This window comes from Micromonospora sp. NPDC005686 (genome assembly GCF_042871665.1).
Lineage (GTDB): Bacteria > Actinomycetota > Actinomycetes > Mycobacteriales > Micromonosporaceae > Micromonospora.
Genome location: NZ_JBIAIY010000004.1, coordinates 299,354 through 317,429, shown reverse-complemented (window position 1 = coordinate 317,429; position 18,076 = coordinate 299,354). Strand labels below are relative to the sequence as shown.

Here is an 18,076-nt window from a genome sequence, read left to right as displayed (position 1 = left end):
ATCACCGGTATGCACCTGCTGCTGTCCGGGATCGTCGGCTCGGTCGCGTACGGGCTGGCCGGTCCCGGCTCGGACACCGACCGGCTCGGCGTGTTCGCCGCGCCCACGGTCGCGTTCCACGGCCTGCGCCCGCCCCGCGAGTCGGTCGTGACCACCGAGCCGGACGTCACCCTGCACGAGGCCCGCAAGTACGCGCTGCTGGCGCTGAGCGGCAACCCGACAGCCACCGAGCTGATGTGGCTGCCCGACGACTGCTACGAGACGCGTACCGCATTCGGCGAGGAGCTGATCGCCATCCGGTCGGCGTTCCTCAGCGCGCCCCGGGTCCGCGACGCCTACCTCGGGTACGCCGCGCAGCAGTTCCGCAGGCTCGCCGCCACCCCGACGGACACCGGTGGGCGACGGCGCTCGGCGAAGCACGCCCGGCACCTGGCCCGGCTGCTGCACCAGGGCCGGGCGCTGTACGCCACGGGCGTGCTGGAGATCCGCCTCGCCGACCCGGACTGGTTCCGCGCGTTCGGCGAACGGGTCGCCGGAGGCGCGCTGGACGATGCGCAGGCCCTGGTGGCGGACGCCGAGGCCGAGTTCGACCGGATCCGCTCGCCGCTGCCGGAGCGCCCGGACGAGAAGACAGTGGAACGCTGGCTGCTCGCCGTCCGGGCCGCTCACCTGCCGCGGTGACCGGACGGGTCAGTCCGCCAGGCGCACGCGTACCCGGCGGTTGGCCCGCCCCTTGCTCTCCACCTTGACCACCTGGACCTTGCCGATCTGGGCGGTGGAGGCGACGTGCGTGCCGCCGTCGGCCTGCACGTCCAGCCCGACGATGTCGACGATCCGCACCTCCTGCTCCTCCGGCGGGATCAGGTTCGACTGGGTACGGATGATGTCCGGCAGCGCGAGCGCCTCGGCGCGCGGCAGCACCCGCACGGCGACCGACCGGTCGGCGGCCACCTCGGCGTTCACCAGCTCCTCGATGCGGGCCTTGAAGTCCGGCGGCACCTCGGGCAGGTTGAAGTCCATCCGGGCCTCGCCCGGCTCCATGTTGCCGCCGGTGACGAGCGCGCCGAAGTCACGGAACACCACGCCGCAGAGCACGTGCAGCCCGGAGTGGGTACGCATCAGCATGGTCCGGCGGGCGTCCTCCACCGCGCCGGTGACCTCGGTGCCGACCGGCGGCACCGGGTCGCCCTCGGCCGGGATCAGCCACAGGTCGTCGCCCTTGCGGGTGCCGACGATGCGGGTCTGTACGCCCTGCCAGAGCAGCACCCCGTGATCCGGCGGCTGCCCGCCGCCACCGGGGTAGAACGCGGACCGGTCCAGCACGATGCCCTGCTCGGGATCGGCCGCCAGCACCCGGCACGTCCACTCGCGCAGGGTCGGGTCGGCGAGGTCGAGCCGGTGCGTACGGCCGTGGTGTGTGACGCCCATGGACGGCGACGTTACCCGTTCAGGAACTCCGAGACGCGCCCCCGCAGGTCGGCGCGTTCGGTCCAGAGCACACCGGGCCGGTCGTACACGTGCAGTGTGGCGTTGGGCAGCGCGGCGGCCAGCCGTTCGGCGACGGCGACCGGGTGCAGGTCGTCGTCGGCGGCGGCGATGACCAGCGCCGGCGCGGTGACCGCGGCGAGCGACCCGGCGTCGTCGAGCGGGGCCTGCCCGGGCAGGTCGGCCAGACCCGGCGCGAGCCCGTCGCGCAGCAACTGGTCGAGCCGCTGCCGCAGATAGGCCCAGCCGGCGGGCGTGTTGCGCACCGACGGCGGCAGTTCCAGCGACACCACGTCGGCGAGCGCCGAGGCGTCACCCTCGGCCACCGCGTCGAGCAGGCCGGTGAGCCGGGCCCGCGCCACCTCGCCACGCGGCGTGTCCAGCACGGCGGGCAGGAAGAAGACGAGCCGCTCGAAGCGTTCCGGGCTCTCGGCGAGCAGCCGGCAGAGCGCGCCCGCTCCGAGGCTGGCGCCGAACGCCCTGGTCGCGCCGCCCAGGTCCGAGATCGCACGCAGGTCACGAGCGAGATCCAGATAGCTCCACGGGCCGGGCGGGGAGTCGGAGCGGCCGTGCCCACGGAACTGGAAGAAGATGCGCCGACCGGCGACGCCGCTGCCGAACGGACGGGTGGTGGCGATGCCGTTGCCCAGCCCGTGCGCGAACACGGTGACCGGCTCACCGGTGCCGGTGACCAGGCGCTCCAGGCTCACGCCGTGCGGCGTCGCGACCAGCTCCGTCTCCGGCTCCGGCAGCGCGGGCCGCCCGGTCCGGGGCGCGCCGGGACCCGGCCCCCAGGTGCGGGGACCGCCGTCCGGCGGCGGGGGCCAGCGGAAACCTCTCACCAGGACCCTCGGCCGTCGTGCAGGTCCCGCAGGCCGGGCCGCACGTCGAGCAGGTAGATGAGACCGGCCGCGATACCGATCAGTCCGAAGAGGCTGATCGGGCCGAAGCCGAGCAGGGTCAACAGCAGGCAGACCGCCAGGATGGCGACCCAGCCGCCCTTGGGCAGCGTGCCGATCGCGGCGAATCCGTCGCCGCGCTGGGTGACCGCGTGCACCAGCGCCACTCCCTGAACGACCAGGGCGAAGACGAGCAGGATCAGCTGGATCACGTCTTGGACTGCGAACGCGAAAATCGGCGCGGCGATGGCCATGGGGGCAAGCTTATGCCGAGACCCCGGAAACGTCCGACAAGACGTTGTCCGGGGTCCCGCTGGTGCGACGGATCACTCGGCGGCCGGGCGGGTCCGCTTCGTGGTCTTCGGCAGCTTCGCCGCCGGGGTGGCCGGCTTCGCGGCGGTCGTCTTGGTGGCGGCCTTGGTCGCGGTCGCCTTGGTGGCGCGGGTCCGCTTCACCGCGGCCGGCTTGGCGGCCACCGCCTCGGCCACCTCAGCCGGGCTGGGCACCTCGGCCGGCGCGGTGGCGGCCGGCTTCGGGGCCACGTCGGCCTTGCCGGCGGTGTCGGCCTTGCCGGCGGTGTCGGCCTTCGTCGCGGCGTCGGCCTTCACGGCCACGTCGATGCCGGTGGCCTCGGTGGCCTCGATGTCGGCGTTCACCGTGTCGGCGGCCTCCAGCACCCCGGCGCCGACGACCCGCTCGCCGCGGGCGACCAGCTCGGCGTACGCGGCCAGGGCGCGCTCCTGCGCGGCGTACGCACCGGCCACCACGACGGCGGCGTTGCGGGTGGCGGCCTCGCGCAGCTTCTCGATGTGCGCCGCCTCGCGCAGCTTCTCCAGGTTGGCGGCCCCGCGGAGCTGGTCGAGGTCGGTCGCGACGGCCCGCTCGCGCAGCCCGGTGGCGGTCTCGTTGGCCGTCTTCAGCGTCTCGGTGGCCTTCTGGCGCAGCTCGAAGCCGGTGACGACGGCCTTGCCGCCGAGGTCGGCGACGACCCGGGTGCCGAGGCCGCTGACCACGGTGGGCAGCTTGCGCAGCTGTTCCAGGGCCAGCTCACCGGCGCCGGCGGCGGCGTAGAGGGGTGCGGGGATGCGGTTGGTCTTCGGCTGGGTGGTCATGACTGCTCCTCTTCGGCCGCACCGGCGGCCTTCCGGGCCGCCCGGCGGGCGGTCGTGTGCTCAGGGGCGGCGGTGGTCGGGGCCGGCGCGGCGCCCGCTTCGGTGACGGCCACCGATTCGAGGACCGCCTCGGTCGGGGTGCCCGCCGGCGTGACCAGACCGGTGGCGGCCGCCGCGACCGTCGCCGGGGCCTCCGGCGCGCTGGCCGCCTCGGTGTTCGCGGCCGCCTCCGTCGCGGTGGCCTTCTCGCCCGGCTCGGCCGTGGTGGCCGCCTCGGACGCCGTAACCGCCTCGGACGCCGTGGCCGCCTCGGTCGCCTCGGCCAGGCGGGCGTTCTCGCGCCGGAACGTCTCGTAGATCTGGGTGAGCGACTGCTTCTGCGCCATGGTCAGCTCGGGGTCGACGGCGATCGCCGCGAGCACACCCTGGCCCTCCTTGTCGTCGAGCAGCCCGGCGCGCAGGTACATCGCCGGGGTGGAGACACGAAGCGCGCTGGCGAGCTGCTGGAGCACCTCAGCACTCGGCTTGCGCAGCCCGCGCTCGATCTGGCTCAGGTAGGGATTGCTGACGCCGGCCTGCTCGGCGAGCTGACGCAGTGAGATCTTCGCGTTGCGCCGCAGGTCGCGAATGAACCCGCCGACATCGGGAAGGTCCTTGCTGGTGGCCATGACTCAACGCTAGCTCGCGCTGCTAACTGCTGCAAGCAAAACGCTAGCCAGAGTTAGCAGGGTCACCAGAGGCGGGTTGCGGGGCCCATGTCCGGTCCGTACCGTTCTCATCCGTGACCAAGATCGATATCAACGGCGCCCAGCTCGCGTACGACGAGAGCGGCAGCGGCACCGCCGTGGTGCTGCTGCACGCCGGCATCGCCGACCGGCGGATGTGGCGCGAGCAGGTCCCGGCGCTCGCTCAGCGGCACCGGGCGCTCGCCCTGGACCTGCGCGGCTACGGCGAGTCGGAGCTGCCGCCCGCGCCGTTCGCCCACCACGACGACGTGATCGGACTGCTCGATGCGCTGGGCATCGAGCGGGCCGCGCTCGTCGGCTGCTCGTTCGGCGGCCGGGTCGCCGTGGACGCCGCGCTCGCCCACCCGGAGCGGGTTTCGGCGCTGGCCCTGTTCGGCGCCGCGATCTCCGGCCATGAGTGGTCCGAGGAGACCGAGCAGCTCTGGGAGGAGCTGGTCGGGGACGTGGACCCGGAGGACCTCACCGCCACCGCCGCCGGGGAGGTGCGCTTCTGGGTGGTCGGCCCGACCCGCCGCCCGGAGGACGTCGGCCCGGAGCTGATCCGGTTCGCCGAGGAGATGGACCGCCGGGCGCTCGCCGCCGAGCAGGCGCTGAGCGCGATCGAGGTGGGCGAGCTGGACCCGCCGGCCATCGACCGGCTGGGCGAGCTGCGCGCACCGGTGCTGGCCGCCGCCGGCGCGGACGACCTGGCCGACATCCGCCGCCTGGCCGACCGCATCGCCGACGAGACCCCGAACGGTGTACGCCTCCCCGACGTGGCGAACACGGCCCACCTGCTCCCCCTGGAGCGCCCCGCCGAGGCGAACGCCGCCCTCCTGTCCTTCCTCCCCTGACCGTGGTTCCTGCGCGCGATCGCGCACTTGTGGCCCTCGGCTCGTCCGGAATGGGCAGTCTGCCGGGGCGATAAGTGCAAGATCGCCGCAGCCGAGGGTCACCAGGCGTGGCGGATGGCTCCTACCGGGAGGCCGCCGCCCAACAAGGGTGGCTCGGCGTACTCGGTGAGGATGGGGGCGCGCACGTTCAGGCGGGCCAGGGCGGACACCAGGACGGGTGTGCGAGCTCTCGCGGCGCCGTCGTCGATCTTCAGGGCGACGGCGCCGACCCCCGGGACCGCCGCCGCGATCACGCCCTCCGCGCCGATCTTGGCGAGCAGACCGGGTACGCCGCGCATCAGCCGGGTGTCCTCCGCCCGGGTGCCGCCGACCAGCTCCGGGTACGCCCGCATGGCGTCCGCCACCGTCCGCTCCACGGTGCCCGGCTCGGCGCTGACCAGCCGCAGGAATGCCCGCGCCAGCCCGGTCAGCGAGACGGCGAGCACCGGCGCGCCGCAGCCGTCCACCCCGACCGCCGCCGCCCGCTCGCCGGTGAATTCCTCGATGGTGGCGGTCAGGCCCCGCTGGAGCGGATGCTCGGGCCGCCAGTAGCCGTCCAGCGGCCAGCCGGCGGCCAGACACGTGCGCAGCATGCCGGCGTGCTTGCCGGAGCAGTTCATCAGCACCCGGGCCGGACCGCCGCCGGCCCGCAGCACCGCCTCCCGGGCGGCCTCGCCGAACGGCAGGTCCGGCGGGTTGTGCAACGCGTCCTCGGTCAGGCCGGCGTCGCGCAGCAGCGCGGTCACCCGCTCGACGTGGAACTCCTCACCGGCGTGGCTGGCCGTGACGAGCGCCACGTCGGCCGGATCGGTGAGCGGCAGCCCGGCCCGGAGCATCCCGATCGCCTGCATCGGCTTGCTCGACGAGCGGGGGAAGATCGGCGAGGTGACGTCGCCGGCGCCGGCGACCGGCTCACCGGCGGCGTCGAGCACCACCACGGAACCCCGGTGGACGCCCTCCACGAAGCCGGACCGGACCACCTCGGCGAGCGGCACGCCGCCCTCGTACGTCTTTCCCACGTAATGGACCGTACCGACGGAACGGGCCCGGTGGGCGGCGGGGTGACCTGCGACGTCGTCCAGGGCGGTACAGGGCCGTCGGCCGCTGCGCCGCTTACCGGGCGGCGGCCGGGACGCCGAGCAGCGTGCGGACCTCGGCAGTGGTCAGCGGGGGCCGCTGGGCGAGCTGGGCGAAGCCCACCGCCCGCGCGACGAGCTGCATGTTGGACTCCACCGGGCGACCCTTGGCGTACGTGACCGTGTCCTCCATGCCGACGCGCAGGTGACCGCCGGTCGACAGCGAGGCGAGCATCACCGGGATGGTGCTGCGCCCGATGCCGGTGGCCGAGAACGTGGTGCCCTCGGGCAGGTCGCGCAGCATCTGCTGGGCCGCCACGAGCGTCGCCGTGGTGCCCGGCATGCCGCCCGGCACGCCCATCACGAAGTCGACGTGCACGTGCCCGCCGTGCGGCAGGCCGTACTTGCCGAGCAGCCGCTGCAACGCGGTGAGGTGGCCCAGGTCGAAGATCTCGTACTCGGGGACGACGCCGCGCTCCTGCATCCGGGTGTGCAGGTCGACGATGAACTCCCACCGGTTGAGGAACACGTCGTCGCCGAAGTTGACGGTGCCCATGGTGCAGGAGGCCATGTCCGGCCCGGCGTCGAGCACCGCCAGCCGGGCGGCCTCCGGGTCGGTCACCGCGCCCCCGGAGGAGAGCTGCACGATCAGGTCGGTGCTCTCCCGCAGCGCCGCCACCGTGTCGCGCAGCCGCCCCTGGTCGAGCGTGGGCCGCGCGTCGTCGTCGCGGATGTGGACGTGGATCACGGCGGCGCCGAGCGCCTCGCACTCCTTGGCGGTCAGCAGCAGCTCGTCGAGCGTCACCGGCAGCGCCGGCACCTCCGCCTTCGCCGACTCCGCGCCGGTGGGGGCAACCGTGATCAACGTCCCTGTCGTCATGCCCCGGATCCTAGACCGGCCTCCGACGCCGGGTCGACCGGAGGATTTCCGGTGCGAGCCGCGTCAAGAAGGGACCCTTCCTCCACCGGAGGCGTTGAGAAGGGACCCTTCCTTACGCGTCGATCGCGGCGGCGCTCTCGCCGACGAGCAGGCGGGCGTCGTCGGGCGTGTTGCGCTTCAGGACGGCGAGCGCCACCTGACCCAGCTCGAAGTGCTGCACGGCGGTGCCCACGAAGCCGACGGTCCGGCCGTCGAGCGTCACCGGCGTACCGGCCACCGGCGGCTGATCGCTCGCCACGCCGTCCAGGTGCAGCAGGACGAGCCGGCGGGGCGGCTTGCCCAGGTTGTGCACCCGGGCCACCGTCTCCTGCCCCCGGTAGCAGCCCTTGTCGAGGTGCACGGCCGGGGCGATCAGGTCCACCTCGGCCGGGATCGTCCGGTGGTCGGTGTCCACGCCGGCCCGGGCCCGCTTGGCGGCCACCCGCATCGCCTCGTACGCCCACAGCCCGGCCACCGGCACCCCGGCGCCCCGCAGCTCGGCGACCACCTCGTCCATCGCGGCCCGGGGCACCAGCAGGTCGACGCCGAGCGCCACCCGCCGGGCCCAGCCGCCAGCGGGGAGCGGCTTGACGTCGTACACCACCGAGGGCCGCGCGGGCAGCTCGCCGGAACGGAACTTCGGACCCGGCACCGCGACCACGTCGGGTCCGGCCAGCCCGGTGACGCCGAGCGTGTCCAGCGCGCCGGACGCCTCCGGCCCGACCAGCGACAGCAGCGCGTGCTCGGCGGTGGCGTCGCGCGGGTCGACCCGGCTGAAGAACCGCATCTTCTCCAGGTATGACAGCAGGCCCTCAGTCATCCCCGGCTCGGTGTCCAGCCAGGTGGTCTCGCCGTCGTCGGCGACCATCGCGTGCTGTTCGACGTGCCCGTGCGGGGAGAGCACCAGCAGCTCGGTGCCCTGCCACCGCGCCAACGCGGCCAGGTGCTGGCTGGTCAGCGTGTGCAGCCAGCTGATCCGCTCCTCGCCCGGCACCGCGACCACGCCCCGGTGCGAGCGGTCGACCAGCCCCACGCCGGTGGCCAGGAGGCGCTGCTCGCGCATCGGGTCGCCGTAGTGGGCGGCCACCGGGCCGACGCCGGCCGCCCGGTGGGCCGGCTCCGGCTGGTCCCGGGTCTTGTCGTCGATGGCGTCGGTGGTCACCGCGCCGGCGATGTCGATCATGTGCGTTCCCCGTTCTGTGCGCAGCGGCCGCAGACCCCGAAGAGCGCGACATGCCCGATGTCGACCTGGAACCCGCGCTGCTCGGCCAACTGGTCGGCGAGCGGGCGGAACATCTCGGGAGAGATCTCGTCGATCGCCCCGCACTCCCGGCACACCAGGTGCACGTGCTGGTGCTCACCCGCCGCGTGGTAGGTCGGCGAACCGTGCGACAGGTGCGTGTGCGTCACCAGGCCGAGCCGTTCCAGCAGCTCCAGCGTCCGGTAGATGGTGGTGATGTTGACTCCGGCCGCCACCTCGCGGACCGCGGTGTGCACCTGCTCCGGGGTGGCGTGCCCCAGATCCAGGACGGCCTGGAGCACCAGCTGCCGCTGCGCCGTCAGCCGCAGCCCGCGTGAGCGGAGCATTTCCGCGAGGGAGGATTCGGACACCCTTCGATCATAGTTCGGCCGCCGCGCCGGCCGGTCCGCCGCCGGGGTACGCCATTTACGCTGCGCCGGTGGAGGCGACACGGGTGGCGGTGCTCGGCCGAGGGCTCGTACCGGCGGGTGAGCCGGTGCTGCGCGGCGACGACCGGGGCGTACTGCACGGCGACGGCCTGTTCGAGACGCTGCACCTGCGCGACGGGCGGCCGTGGCTGCTGGAGCCGCACCTGACCCGGCTGCGGGCCGGCGCGTCGGTGATCGACCTGCCGCTGCCTCCGGACGCCGCGCTGGCCGAGCTGCTGGACGCGGTGTGCGCCGGCTGGCCCGCGCAGGCCGAGGGCGCGTTGCGGCTGGTCTGCACGCGAGGGCCGGAGGGTGGCGGGCCGCCGACGGTGTACGCCACGCTCGGCGAGGTGCCCGCGTTGGCCCGGGCGGCCCGGCGCGACGGGGTGACGGTGGCCACGCTGCCGCTCGGGGTGGCCGCCCGGTCCCGCCCGGAGCTGGGGTGGCTGCCGAGCGGCGTGAAGTCCACCTCGTACGCGCTGAGCACCGCCGCCCGCCGGTGGGCGCAACGGACCGGCGTGGACGACGTGCTCTGGGTCTCGACCGACGGTTACGTGCTGGAGGGGCCCACCGCCAACGTGGTGTGGCTGAGCGGCGGCCGTCTCCTCACGGCGCCTGCGGCACAGACCGGAATCCTGCCCGGCGTGACCGCCCACCACCTGCTGAAACGCGCGGCCGAACTGGGCCTGGCGGCCGGCGAGCACCTGCCCACGGTGCCCGACCTGCACGCCGCCGAGGCCATCTGGCTGACCAGCTCCCTACGCGGCCCGGTCGAGGTGACCACCCTGGACGGAACCCCCCGCCCCAGGCACCACCTGACCCCCCGCATCCAGACCCTCCTGCACTTCCCCCCACCCCGTTGATCATGAAGTTGGCGGCGCCGGCTGCCTGATATGTCGCCGCCAACTTCATGATCGCCGGGATCAGCGGCGAGGTGGGTCAGCCGGCCACCCGGGTCAGGCGGGCGGAGAGGTGCGGGCTCAGGGGGTGGCCCACGGCGGCCATCTCCTGGGCGTACAGCAGGGCGCCCTCCACGATGCCGAACAGGCGGGCACCGGCGGTGACCTCCTTCGCGGTGGCGGTACGCACGACCGCGTCGGTGGAGAACTCGATCTGGGTGCCCTTGCGCTTGCCGATGTGCAGCTCCATCACGCCGGTCGGCACGGTCATCAACGCCTCCAGCTCGTCGGTGACCCGCTCACCGTCGAGCACCGGACGCCACCAGCCCACCTCGCGGCCGGCGGGGCGGACCGGGCGGCTCTGCTCGTCCAGGAGCCAGGCCCGCGACTCGTAGAACAGGAACGGCCGGCCGTCGTGGCTGATCCGGATCTCCTGCGCGTAGTCGAAGTCCTCGATCGTCGGGAACCCACCCCGGCCCCGGCCCCGCCACACCCCGACGTACGGCAGCAGCCCGTCCAGGCTCGGGTGCAGCTTCGGGCCGACGCGCAGGTCGTGGCTCTCCTCGTACGGGTACGGGTCGACCGGCGGCGCGTTCAACCACGGCGGCTGAAGCGGATTCTCACTGTTCACAGCGCCATCCTCGTTCGCGACTGCGGGGCTCGCAAAACCGGCTCACTCCTCGCGCTCACCATCTACCTCTACCGATTCGCACTGCGACATAGACCAGGCCGCCGGCGAGGGCGCCCAAGCCGGCGACCAGCAGGCTGACGAACCCGATCTCGGTAACCATCCGGACCATCCTATGCTGGCGGCATGGCGCGCACTCTCGTCGTCAAGGCCACCGCCGGCGCGGACTCCCCGGAACGCTGCGCCCAGGCGTTCACAGTCGCCTCCACCGCAGCCGCGGCCGGGGTGGAGGTGTCGCTCTGGCTCACCGGTGAGTCCACCTGGTTCGCGCTCCCCGGGCGGGCGGAGACGTTCGAGCTGCCGCACTCCGCGCCGCTCGGTGAACTGCTGCACGTCGTCCTGGCCACCGGCCGGGTGACCGCCTGCACCCAGTGCGCGGCCCGGCGGGACATCGGCCCGGGCGACGTCATCCCCGGCGTACGCATAGCCGGAGCAGCGGTTTTCGTCGAGGAGGCGATGGCCGAGGGCGCGCAGGCGCTTGTCTACTGAGCCACCAGCCAGGTTGTCCACTCTGCCCGGTGGGCTGATCCTGACCCGACATGTCCGGATTGCGCCTACGATGCGAATGTGAGTGAGGCGATCCAACGGTTCTTCGCGTCGATGCCGGCGCGCGCCGCGGCAGTGCTCAACAGCCCGATCGGCGGCACGCTCCAGATCAATCTGGCCGACGGCAACCGCACCGAGCACTGGTACGTGACGCTGAGCCCTGGATCAGCCCAGGTCAGCCGGGAGGAGCAACGGCCGGCCGACGGCGTGCTGACCCTCTCCACCGAGCTGTTCGAGAAGCTGGTCACCGGCCGTGAGGACGGCATGGCAGCGGTGCTGCGCAACGAGGCCACGTTCAGCGGGCACGTCGTGCTGTTCCTCGCGTTCCGCCGCTTCCTGCCGGCCCGGCCCGACGCACGGGATCCGCGGGACACCGCCCGCGAACACGTCCGGCGGCCGGCGTGAAGGACCGGGTCAGCATTCTCGACGGCAACACGTTCCTGGTCAGCGACGATCGCGGCAACATCGAGCCGTCGTACGACTTCCCCACCGGGCTCTTCTCCTTCGACACCCGGTTCCTCTCCACCTGGTTCCTCACCCTCGACGGGCAACGCCTGCACGCGCTCTCCATCGACGACTCGCTGTCGTACAAGTCGCGCTTCTTCCTGGTCCCCGGCGAGCCGACGCACTATCTGGACGCGGACGTCTCGGTGATCCGCGCCCGCGCGATCGGCGGCAGCCTCGACGAGCAACTGACCCTGCTCAATCACTCCGAGCGGGAGAAGGAGTTCCGGCTCCGGCTGGAGATCGGCTCCGACTTCGCCGACCTCTTCGAGATCAAGCACAAGCGGGACAAGAAGGGGCGCACCACACCCACCGCGGAGGAGAACGCGCTGCGGCTGACCTACCGCAGGCAGGCGTTCCACCGCGAGACGCTGGTGACGAGCAGCGCGCCGGCCGACGTCGACGCGAACGGGATGACGTTCCGGATCCGGGTCGGCCCGCACAGCGAGTGGACCGCCAGGCTGCACATCGACACGGTCATCTACGGCGCCCGGGGCCAGGACATCCGGGCCGCTCTGCCGCTTGGCGGCCGGCGTACGGCCGACGACATCGACGCGGAACAGAGCGCCCTGATCAGCCGCGCGCCGAAGCTGGGCTGCGACTGCGAGCCGCTGGCCGGGGCGTACCGGCGCAGCCTCAACGACCTGGCCGCCCTCCGGTACGAGTCGATCACGCTCGGCGTCCGGCTGCTCGCCGCCGGCCTGCCCTGGTTCATGACGCTGTTCGGCCGGGACAGCATCTTCACCTCGCTGCAGGTGCTGCCGTTCCTGCCGGAGCTGGTCAAACCCACGATCGTCATGCTCGCCGGCCTGCAGGGCAGCCGGGTCGACGACTTCCGGGACGAGGAGCCCGGCAAGATCCTGCACGAGCTGCGCTACGGCGAGACCGCCGGCTTCGAGGAGCAGCCGCACTCGCCGTACTACGGCGCCGCCGACACCACAGCGCTGTTCGTGATCCTGCTCGACGAGTACGAGCGGTGGACCGGTGACGCCGAGCTGGTGCGCCAACTGGAACACGAGACGCGTGCGGCGTTGAGCTGGCTGGACACGTACGGCGACCTGCTCGGCACCGGCTACGTCTGGTACATGTCCCGCAACCCGGCGACCGGGCTGCCGAACCAGTGCTGGAAGGACTCGCCGGAGGGCGTCTCCTACGCCGACGGGCAGATGCCCGAGTTCCCCCGGGCCACGTGCGAACTTCAGGGGTACGCGTACGACGCGAAGCTGCGCGGCGCCCGCATGGCCCGCATTCACTGGAACGACCCGGCGTACGCCGACCGGCTGGAACGCGAGGCGGCGGCGCTGAAGGAACGGTTCAACCGCGACTTCTGGATCCCGGACCGGGAGTACTACGCGCTGGCGCTCGACCCGCAGGGCCGCCAGGTGGACGCGCTCACCTCCAACATCGGCCACCTGCTGTGGAGCGGCATCGTCGACGAGGCCCGAGCCCCGGCGATCGCCGCCCACCTGCTCGGCCCGCGCCTGTTCTCCGGGTGGGGCGTGCGCACGCTCGCCGACGGGCAGGGCCGGTACAACCCGGTCGGCTACCACGTCGGCACGGTGTGGCCGTTCGACAACTCGATCATCGCCTGGGGCCTGTGGCGGTACGGCTTCCGGCAGGAGGCCGGCCGGATCTGCGACGCCCTGCTCAGCGCCTCGCGCTACTTCGACGGGCGGCTGCCCGAGGTGTTCGCCGGCTACGCGCGCGACCTCACCGAGTACCCGGTGGAGTACCCCACCGCGTGCAGCCCGCAGGCGTGGTCCGCCGGCACGCCGCTGCTGCTGCTACGGGTGATCCTGGGCCTGGAACCGCAGGGCGAGCACCTGATCATCGACCCGGCCGTACCGCCGGGGATGGGCCGGGTGGAACTGCTCGACATCCCGGGACGCTGGGGCCGGGTGGACGCGCTCGGCCGCAGCCGGGAGCCGCACGAGGAACCCGCGCCGCCGCCGCTCACGCTGCCCGGACAGTGACGTCAGACCGGGCAGGGCGTGGTCACCGCCACCCGGACCCGCTCGCCGGCCCGCTGCGCCAGCACCGCCGGGTCGCCCGGACGCGCGTATCCGTCGGCCGAGTCCACGACCGGCGCGGCGCCGTCGCCGAACGCGACGGCCAGCGGCTGGTCGGCCGGCGCGGCCGCCTCGGACCGGACCGTGCGGGCGGTCCCGCCGCCCGGGCAGGGCGCGGCCAGCACCTGGACCGGGCCGGTCGCGCCGCCCCACCGGCCCAGCGCCGCGGCCAGCACGGCCGACTCGGCGGCGGCGTCGGCGGACAGGGCCCGGTAACCGGATCCCACCGGGCGGCAGCCGGTGTCGGCGGTGAGCAGCACCCGGCCCGGGCCACCGGCCCGGCCCTCGACAACGACGAACTCGCCCGCGTCGGCGCGCAGGAGCGGCTCGCCGTCGAGCGTCGACACCCCGGCCCGCCACTGCGCCGGCAGCCGGTCGGCGATGCCGCGTAGCACCGCGCGTACGTCGTCGCCGCCGATCGCCACCTCGACGCCGCGCTCCAGCGTGGCGCCGTCGTCGAGCGGCGTGATCCGGCAGCCGCGTTCCAGCCGGTCCGACAGGAGCGCCGGTACGCCCGCACCGCCCACCGCGGCGGTCAGCTCGCCGATCGCCCGGTCCACCACCGGGCCGGCCTGGTCCAGCGACCGCTGTTCCTTGACCGTCGGCGGGTCGGTGCGCACCGACCACCAGGTCAGGCCGGCCAGCAGCACTGCCCACGCCACAGTGGCAACCACCGGCCAGCGCAGCCGGCGTCGCCCGCCCGGTCCGGGGCCGGGCGGGGTGGGCGGGGCGTAGCCCGTCTCGACGGCAGTCACCCGGCAATGGTGTCACGTACCGGCGAGCTGCCTGGCCGCGCCTCGGCGCTCTGGAACGGCTCGTGGCCCGCCACCCCGGTGGGGCGGCGGGCCACGATCAGAGCGTGGGTCAGGCGGCGACCGAGACGGTCACCTCGTTGATCCCGCGGGTCGCGGACACGGCGGTGTCGCCGTTGCCGTGGCGGGACAGCGCGCGCAGCGTCCAGGAGCCCGGCGCGGCGAAGAACCGGAACTGCCCGGCCGCCGACGTCACCACCTCGGCGGTGAACTCGCCCGTCGAGTCGAGCAGACGCACGTACGCGCCCGGCACGACCTCACCGGACTCGGCCAGCACGCGGCCGGTGATGACGGTCTCCTTCTCCAGGTCCAGGCTGGCCGGGAGCGGAGCGGACTGGTCCGGCGCGGCGCAGCCGGCGGCAGCGGTCGAGGCGGCGGAGGCGGCGGTCATCAGGCCTCCCCCGGCTCGTCGCCGAGCGCCACCGGCACGCCGACGAGCGAGCCGTACTCGGTCCAGGAGCCGTCGTAGTTCTTCACGTTGCGATGCCCGAGCAGCTCCTGGAGCACGAACCAGCTGTGCGAGGAGCGCTCGCCGATCCGGCAGTACGCGATCGTCTCCTTGCCGTCGTCCAGCCCGGCGTCGGCGTAGATCTTGCGCAGCTCGTCGTCGGACTTGAACGTGCCGTCCTCGTTGGCCGCCTTGGACCACGGGACGCTGATCGCGGTCGGGATGTGACCGGCCCGCTGCGCCTGCTCCTGCGGCAGGTGGGCGGGGGCGAGCAGCCGGCCCGCGAACTCGTCGGGGCTGCGCACGTCGACCAGGTTCTTGGTGCCGATCGCGTCGACCACCTCGTCGCGGAACGCGCGGATCGAGGTGTCCGGCTCCTGCGCGACGTACTGCGTCTTCGGCCGCTCCACCGCGTCGGTGACGAGCGGACGGGCGTCCAGCTCCCACTTCTTGCGGCCGCCGTCGAGCAGCTTCACGTCGCGGTGGCCGTACAGCTTGAAGTACCAGTACGCGTACGCGGCGAACCAGTTGTTGTTGCCGCCGTACAGGATCACGGTGTCGTCGTTGGCGATGCCCCGGTCGGACAGCAGCGCCTCGAACTGGCTCTTGTTGACGAAATCCCGGCGGATCTGGTCCTGCAGGTCGGTGCGCCAGTCGAGCTTGACGGCGCCGGCGATGTGCCCGGTGTCGTAGGCCGAGGTGTCCTCGTCGACCTCGACGAAGACGACGCCCGGGGCGCCGAGGTTCTTCTCGGCCCACTCGGCCGAGACCAGTGCGGTGTCGCGACTCATCAGATCACTCCCTGGTGAGGATGGTTGGTGAGCCTACGCGTGGAGATCGAAGTCTGTGGCTGTCGCACCACGCGCGGGACCCAGAGCTAGGAACGGATCACGGGTACGTGCGACGGCGCCGCTGCCGGGCGTTGAGGGGAGGTTCGTGGACCCTTGGGGCCGCCGTTCAGGCGGCCGGAGACAGCCCCGCCGTCAGATGACGGGGCGACACAGGCAGGTGGCCACGCGGCACAGGTCGACCGCGCGCCGTTTGGTGAGGTGGGTCCCCATGGGCAGGGAGATTACCAGCCCACGCAACAGGTGCCACCAGGCCGACCAGCATCCGGGACGACTGACCGCCTGGTCAGCAGGCCGAATCGACGGTGGGCCGGCTCTCAGCCGGCGGAGTTGAGGGCAGGCCGGCTCTCAGCCGGCGGAGTTGATCTGCAGGCCGGCTTTCAGCCGGCGGAGTTGATCGGCACGTTCGCCGCGTCCGCCGTGACCACCAGGCCCTCCGGCTTCGGCTCCACCTTGCGCAGGTTGAGCTGGAACGGCAGCTCCGGCAGCGGCACGTCGATCGAGATGCCCTGCGCGTACCGGGTCAGCGCGGCCCGGGCCAGCGGCAGGTTCGGCAGGCCCTCGGCGGTGAGGTCGTTGAACCGCAGCGCCACCTTGTTGCCGGCCACCGTGACGTCGGCGGTGCCGTTGACGGTGAGCTTGATGCCCAGGACGTCGACCGGGGCGGTCACGGCGAGCTTGCCGTTGCGCTCGCCCAGCGTCAGGCCGGGCCGGTCCAGCAGCTTGGCCAGGCTCTCGTAGGTGATGGTGCCCCGCCCGTCCACGCTCTCGGCCACCACGTCGCCCCGGCCGGATCGCAGCGTGTCCAGCGACGCGGTCACGTTGCGCGCGTCCACGTCCAGCTTCGGCACCTCCACCGCGTCGCCCTGCACGTTGCCGCGCACGTCGGTGAGCTGGATCGAGATGCGCTCGTACCGGCCGTCGAGCACCTGGGTGAGGAACGGGAAACCGGCCACTTCGACCTGCGGCGCGGAGGACTGCGCGTCCTGCTTGGCGACCTCCTGCCGGACCTGGTCGGCGATGGCACGCTCGGCCACCCCGGCGGCGACCCGGTCGGCGACGACGAGCAGCCCGGCCAGCACCAACAGCAGGACGAGGAAGCCGATCAGCACCTTCCGGCCCCGTCGCCGGGGTCGGCCCTCCGCCGGATACGCCTCTGCCACGCCGCCTCCTGTCCTCGCCGCCGTCACCGCGCTCGCGGCGCAACCGTACTTACCCGCGGCGAATCCTCCCCAACCGCGTCAGAGGAACAGCACGCACATGGCGTACGCGGCGGGCGCGGCCAGCGCGAACCCGCCCAGCGGCCCCTGCATGTGCCGGGCCACCCACATCGTCGGCGGTTCGCCGGCCATCAGCCGGCCCGCCTCGGCGTACCCCACCGCGAGGTCCGCCAGGACGGCGGTGGCCGCGCTGACCACCCCGACCAGGGCGGCGCTGGTCGGGGTGAAGCCGACCAGGTAGCTGCCGAGCACGGCGCTGGTGAGGGTGCCGATCATGGCGCCGGCGACCACGCCGGCCGCGCCGCGCGGCACCTGCGGGGCGAGCCGGGGCCACGGCGCGACCGCGTCGGTGAGCCGGGCGACGAGCAACGCCACCCCGGCGGCGGTGAGGCAGACCGTGATCGCCTGGGTGCCCTTGGGGATCCGGCTGAGCACGATGAGCGTGGCGAAGGCGACCACGCCCACCACGATGAGCAGCGTGCCGCCGAGCGAGTCGGTCACCCGGACCCGGTCCACCCGCCGCACGAGCTGGCCCAGCACGCCGAGCAGGAAGCCGCCGGCGGCGGCGTAGCCGAGCGGGGCCAGGCCGGCGAGGTCCGACTGCACGGCGGCGACGTCGGCGATCACGGCGGTGCCGGCGCTGACGAGCGCGACGACGAGCAGCGCGGGCGGTCGCATGGCCATCGTCCAGGCCAGCACGAACAGCAGTTGGACGCCGAAGATGATCACCGCGAACGGCAGCCGGTGCCCCGGGCCCGCGGTCTGCGCGCCGAGCACCAGGCCGACGCCGAGCAGCGCGGCGAAGCCGGCCACGGTGAGCGCGAGAGGGCGGCGGACGGGGACCGGCGGCACCTCCTCCTCGGGCTCCTCCTCGGGCTCGTCGTCGGGACGCCGGCTGGGGCCGCCCTTGCGCAGCCGGCGCGGGCCCTTGCGTTCCGGCCGGCCGCCCTCCTCGTCGGCGGGGCCGGTACGCGGCGCGGGCGGGTAGACACGGGCGGGGCCGGACGGCCCGGCGGACGGGTCGTCGGCCCACGGTTCACGACCGGTGTCGCGCGAGGTGGAGGGAGACACGCCCCGATCGTGCCAGACCCGGGCGGCTCGGCAGAGGTCCCGGTTTCGGCGACGTTAAAACCTGCGGCGCGATCAAGGGCAGAAAGGGCAAACGGTAAATCGCGCGAAGGTGACGGCCGGTCCATCGGTTACGCTCAGGCCGTTACCCGCCCGTCGACGACGCCGGGACCCACGCAAGTTCACAGTGCCGCCCG

The 18,076-nt window shown here is 73.4% G+C and carries 23 protein-coding genes; 6 read left to right on the top strand and 17 right to left on the bottom strand.

Annotated elements, in window-relative coordinates:
- The first annotated feature begins 9 nt into the window (after positions 1 to 9).
- Positions 10 to 681, top strand: coding sequence for a DNA polymerase beta superfamily protein (locus tag ACFYON_RS11950; RefSeq protein WP_363927471.1), 672 nt, complete (start codon positions 10 to 12; stop codon positions 679 to 681).
- A 9-nt stretch (positions 682 to 690) separates the two neighbouring features.
- On the opposite strand, the gene ACFYON_RS11945 is transcribed toward ACFYON_RS11950, so the two are convergent.
- From ACFYON_RS11945 to ACFYON_RS11925, 5 genes are all read right to left on the bottom strand, one after another.
- Positions 691 to 1,428 carry an alanyl-tRNA editing protein gene (locus ACFYON_RS11945; protein WP_184688883.1) on the bottom strand — a complete coding sequence of 246 codons (738 nt, stop codon included), beginning with the start codon at positions 1,426 to 1,428 and terminating at the stop codon, positions 691 to 693.
- An 11-nt stretch (positions 1,429 to 1,439) separates the two neighbouring features.
- On the bottom strand, positions 1,440 to 2,327 hold the full coding sequence (locus tag ACFYON_RS11940) for an alpha/beta fold hydrolase (RefSeq protein ID WP_184688886.1): 888 nt from the start codon (positions 2,325 to 2,327) through the stop codon (positions 1,440 to 1,442).
- Positions 2,324 to 2,638 (bottom strand): DUF2516 family protein, encoded by a 315-nt coding sequence (locus ACFYON_RS11935; protein WP_030504568.1) that lies wholly within the window; start codon positions 2,636 to 2,638, stop codon positions 2,324 to 2,326. Before ACFYON_RS11935 ends, ACFYON_RS11940 begins: the two co-directional genes overlap by 4 nt.
- Before the next feature lie 72 nt (positions 2,639 to 2,710).
- A complete protein-coding gene (locus ACFYON_RS11930) occupies positions 2,711 to 3,496 on the bottom strand; it encodes a hypothetical protein (RefSeq protein ID WP_355047189.1) in 786 nt (261 codons plus the stop codon).
- A complete protein-coding gene (locus ACFYON_RS11925) occupies positions 3,493 to 4,164 on the bottom strand; it encodes a helix-turn-helix transcriptional regulator (protein ID WP_355047188.1) in 672 nt (223 codons plus the stop codon). The genes ACFYON_RS11930 and ACFYON_RS11925 overlap by 4 nt, the downstream gene beginning before the upstream one ends.
- Positions 4,165 to 4,277: 113 nt before the next feature.
- Between ACFYON_RS11925 and ACFYON_RS11920 the strand changes: the two genes are divergently transcribed.
- Positions 4,278 to 5,075 (top strand): alpha/beta hydrolase, encoded by a 798-nt coding sequence (locus ACFYON_RS11920; RefSeq protein WP_354868534.1) that lies wholly within the window; start codon positions 4,278 to 4,280, stop codon positions 5,073 to 5,075.
- A gap of 98 nt (positions 5,076 to 5,173) precedes the next feature.
- Here the strand turns inward: ACFYON_RS11920 and ACFYON_RS11915 are convergent, their stop codons facing one another.
- The 4 genes from ACFYON_RS11915 to ACFYON_RS11900 form a co-directional block, all read right to left on the bottom strand.
- Positions 5,174 to 6,133 (bottom strand): asparaginase, encoded by a 960-nt coding sequence (locus ACFYON_RS11915; protein ID WP_354868536.1) that lies wholly within the window; start codon positions 6,131 to 6,133, stop codon positions 5,174 to 5,176.
- A 94-nt stretch (positions 6,134 to 6,227) separates the two neighbouring features.
- On the bottom strand, positions 6,228 to 7,070 hold the full coding sequence (locus tag ACFYON_RS11910; RefSeq protein WP_354868539.1) for a 3-keto-5-aminohexanoate cleavage protein: 843 nt from the start codon (positions 7,068 to 7,070) through the stop codon (positions 6,228 to 6,230).
- Positions 7,071 to 7,182: 112 nt separating this feature from the next.
- The gene (locus ACFYON_RS11905) at positions 7,183 to 8,292 is read right to left on the bottom strand and encodes a folate-binding protein (RefSeq protein ID WP_354868541.1); all 1,110 of its coding nucleotides are present in this window, start codon (positions 8,290 to 8,292) and stop codon (positions 7,183 to 7,185) included.
- Positions 8,289 to 8,696 (bottom strand): Fur family transcriptional regulator, encoded by a 408-nt coding sequence (locus ACFYON_RS11900; RefSeq protein ID WP_354869155.1) that lies wholly within the window; start codon positions 8,694 to 8,696, stop codon positions 8,289 to 8,291. Before ACFYON_RS11900 ends, ACFYON_RS11905 begins: the two co-directional genes overlap by 4 nt.
- A gap of 92 nt (positions 8,697 to 8,788) precedes the next feature.
- Here ACFYON_RS11900 and ACFYON_RS11895 point away from each other — a divergent pair, with 92 nt between their 5' ends.
- A complete protein-coding gene (locus tag ACFYON_RS11895; protein WP_354868543.1) occupies positions 8,789 to 9,640 on the top strand; it encodes an aminotransferase class IV in 852 nt (283 codons plus the stop codon).
- 76 nt (positions 9,641 to 9,716) lie between these two features.
- On the opposite strand, the gene ACFYON_RS11890 is transcribed toward ACFYON_RS11895, so the two are convergent.
- Both ACFYON_RS11890 and mtfM read right to left on the bottom strand, forming a co-directional pair.
- Positions 9,717 to 10,307 carry an FABP family protein gene (locus ACFYON_RS11890; RefSeq protein ID WP_354868545.1) on the bottom strand — a complete coding sequence of 197 codons (591 nt, stop codon included), beginning with the start codon at positions 10,305 to 10,307 and terminating at the stop codon, positions 9,717 to 9,719.
- Positions 10,308 to 10,362: 55 nt separating this feature from the next.
- Positions 10,363 to 10,467, bottom strand: coding sequence for a small membrane protein MtfM (gene mtfM, locus ACFYON_RS11885; RefSeq protein ID WP_354868547.1), 105 nt, complete (start codon positions 10,465 to 10,467; stop codon positions 10,363 to 10,365).
- Between the two features lie 23 nt (positions 10,468 to 10,490).
- Between mtfM and ACFYON_RS11880 the strand changes: the two genes are divergently transcribed.
- From ACFYON_RS11880 to ACFYON_RS11870, 3 genes are all read left to right on the top strand, one after another.
- On the top strand, positions 10,491 to 10,853 hold the full coding sequence (locus ACFYON_RS11880; RefSeq protein ID WP_354868550.1) for a DsrE family protein: 363 nt from the start codon (positions 10,491 to 10,493) through the stop codon (positions 10,851 to 10,853).
- Positions 10,854 to 10,964: 111 nt separating this feature from the next.
- The gene (locus ACFYON_RS11875) at positions 10,965 to 11,315 is read left to right on the top strand and encodes an SCP2 sterol-binding domain-containing protein (protein WP_387188165.1); all 351 of its coding nucleotides are present in this window, start codon (positions 10,965 to 10,967) and stop codon (positions 11,313 to 11,315) included.
- Positions 11,312 to 13,387 carry a glycogen debranching N-terminal domain-containing protein gene (locus ACFYON_RS11870; RefSeq protein WP_354868556.1) on the top strand — a complete coding sequence of 692 codons (2,076 nt, stop codon included), beginning with the start codon at positions 11,312 to 11,314 and terminating at the stop codon, positions 13,385 to 13,387. Before ACFYON_RS11875 ends, ACFYON_RS11870 begins: the two co-directional genes overlap by 4 nt.
- A gap of 2 nt (positions 13,388 to 13,389) precedes the next feature.
- On the opposite strand, the gene ACFYON_RS11865 is transcribed toward ACFYON_RS11870, so the two are convergent.
- The 6 genes from ACFYON_RS11865 to ACFYON_RS11840 all read right to left on the bottom strand — a co-directional run bounded on the left by ACFYON_RS11865 (position 13,390) and on the right by ACFYON_RS11840 (position 17,882).
- On the bottom strand, positions 13,390 to 14,238 hold the full coding sequence (locus ACFYON_RS11865; RefSeq protein WP_354868559.1) for a hypothetical protein: 849 nt from the start codon (positions 14,236 to 14,238) through the stop codon (positions 13,390 to 13,392).
- Between the two features lie 109 nt (positions 14,239 to 14,347).
- Positions 14,348 to 14,686 carry a DUF1416 domain-containing protein gene (locus ACFYON_RS11860; RefSeq protein ID WP_354868562.1) on the bottom strand — a complete coding sequence of 113 codons (339 nt, stop codon included), beginning with the start codon at positions 14,684 to 14,686 and terminating at the stop codon, positions 14,348 to 14,350.
- Positions 14,686 to 15,534 carry a sulfurtransferase gene (locus ACFYON_RS11855; RefSeq protein WP_354868564.1) on the bottom strand — a complete coding sequence of 283 codons (849 nt, stop codon included), beginning with the start codon at positions 15,532 to 15,534 and terminating at the stop codon, positions 14,686 to 14,688. The genes ACFYON_RS11860 and ACFYON_RS11855 overlap by 1 nt, the downstream gene beginning before the upstream one ends.
- A 192-nt stretch (positions 15,535 to 15,726) precedes the next feature.
- Entirely contained in the window at positions 15,727 to 15,804 is a 78-nt protein-coding gene (locus tag ACFYON_RS11850; protein WP_310503780.1) for an Ms5788A family Cys-rich leader peptide, read from the bottom strand.
- 167 nt (positions 15,805 to 15,971) lie between these two features.
- Entirely contained in the window at positions 15,972 to 16,754 is a 783-nt protein-coding gene (locus ACFYON_RS11845; RefSeq protein WP_354868567.1) for a DUF2993 domain-containing protein, read from the bottom strand.
- A 78-nt stretch (positions 16,755 to 16,832) separates the two neighbouring features.
- Positions 16,833 to 17,882 (bottom strand): hypothetical protein, encoded by a 1,050-nt coding sequence (locus ACFYON_RS11840; RefSeq protein WP_354868570.1) that lies wholly within the window; start codon positions 17,880 to 17,882, stop codon positions 16,833 to 16,835.
- Positions 17,883 to 18,076 lie beyond the last annotated feature (194 nt).

What these genes read in the sequence shown, in the direction of transcription:
- mtfM (WP_354868547.1), bottom strand. Translation starts at nt 10,467, where the DNA reads ATGGTTACCGAGATCGGGTTCGTCAGCCTGCTGGTCGCCGGCTTGGGC.
- ACFYON_RS11950 (WP_363927471.1), top strand. Translation starts at nt 10, where the DNA reads ATGCACCTGCTGCTGTCCGGGATCGTCGGCTCGGTCGCGTACGGGCTG.
- ACFYON_RS11900 (WP_354869155.1), bottom strand. Translation starts at nt 8,696, where the DNA reads ATGCTCCGCTCACGCGGGCTGCGGCTGACGGCGCAGCGGCAGCTGGTG.
- ACFYON_RS11925 (WP_355047188.1), bottom strand. Translation starts at nt 4,164, where the DNA reads ATGGCCACCAGCAAGGACCTTCCCGATGTCGGCGGGTTCATTCGCGAC.
- ACFYON_RS11855 (WP_354868564.1), bottom strand. Translation starts at nt 15,534, where the DNA reads ATGAGTCGCGACACCGCACTGGTCTCGGCCGAGTGGGCCGAGAAGAAC.
- ACFYON_RS11910 (WP_354868539.1), bottom strand. Translation starts at nt 7,070, where the DNA reads ATGACGACAGGGACGTTGATCACGGTTGCCCCCACCGGCGCGGAGTCG.
- ACFYON_RS11930 (WP_355047189.1), bottom strand. Translation starts at nt 3,496, where the DNA reads ATGACCACCCAGCCGAAGACCAACCGCATCCCCGCACCCCTCTACGCC.
- ACFYON_RS11905 (WP_354868541.1), bottom strand. Translation starts at nt 8,292, where the DNA reads ATGATCGACATCGCCGGCGCGGTGACCACCGACGCCATCGACGACAAG.
- ACFYON_RS11850 (WP_310503780.1), bottom strand. Translation starts at nt 15,804, where the DNA reads ATGGGGACCCACCTCACCAAACGGCGCGCGGTCGACCTGTGCCGCGTG.
- ACFYON_RS11935 (WP_030504568.1), bottom strand. Translation starts at nt 2,638, where the DNA reads ATGGCCATCGCCGCGCCGATTTTCGCGTTCGCAGTCCAAGACGTGATC.
- ACFYON_RS11875 (WP_387188165.1), top strand. Translation starts at nt 10,965, where the DNA reads ATGCCGGCGCGCGCCGCGGCAGTGCTCAACAGCCCGATCGGCGGCACG.
- ACFYON_RS11945 (WP_184688883.1), bottom strand. Translation starts at nt 1,428, where the DNA reads ATGGGCGTCACACACCACGGCCGTACGCACCGGCTCGACCTCGCCGAC.
- ACFYON_RS11880 (WP_354868550.1), top strand. Translation starts at nt 10,491, where the DNA reads ATGGCGCGCACTCTCGTCGTCAAGGCCACCGCCGGCGCGGACTCCCCG.
- ACFYON_RS11860 (WP_354868562.1), bottom strand. Translation starts at nt 14,686, where the DNA reads ATGACCGCCGCCTCCGCCGCCTCGACCGCTGCCGCCGGCTGCGCCGCG.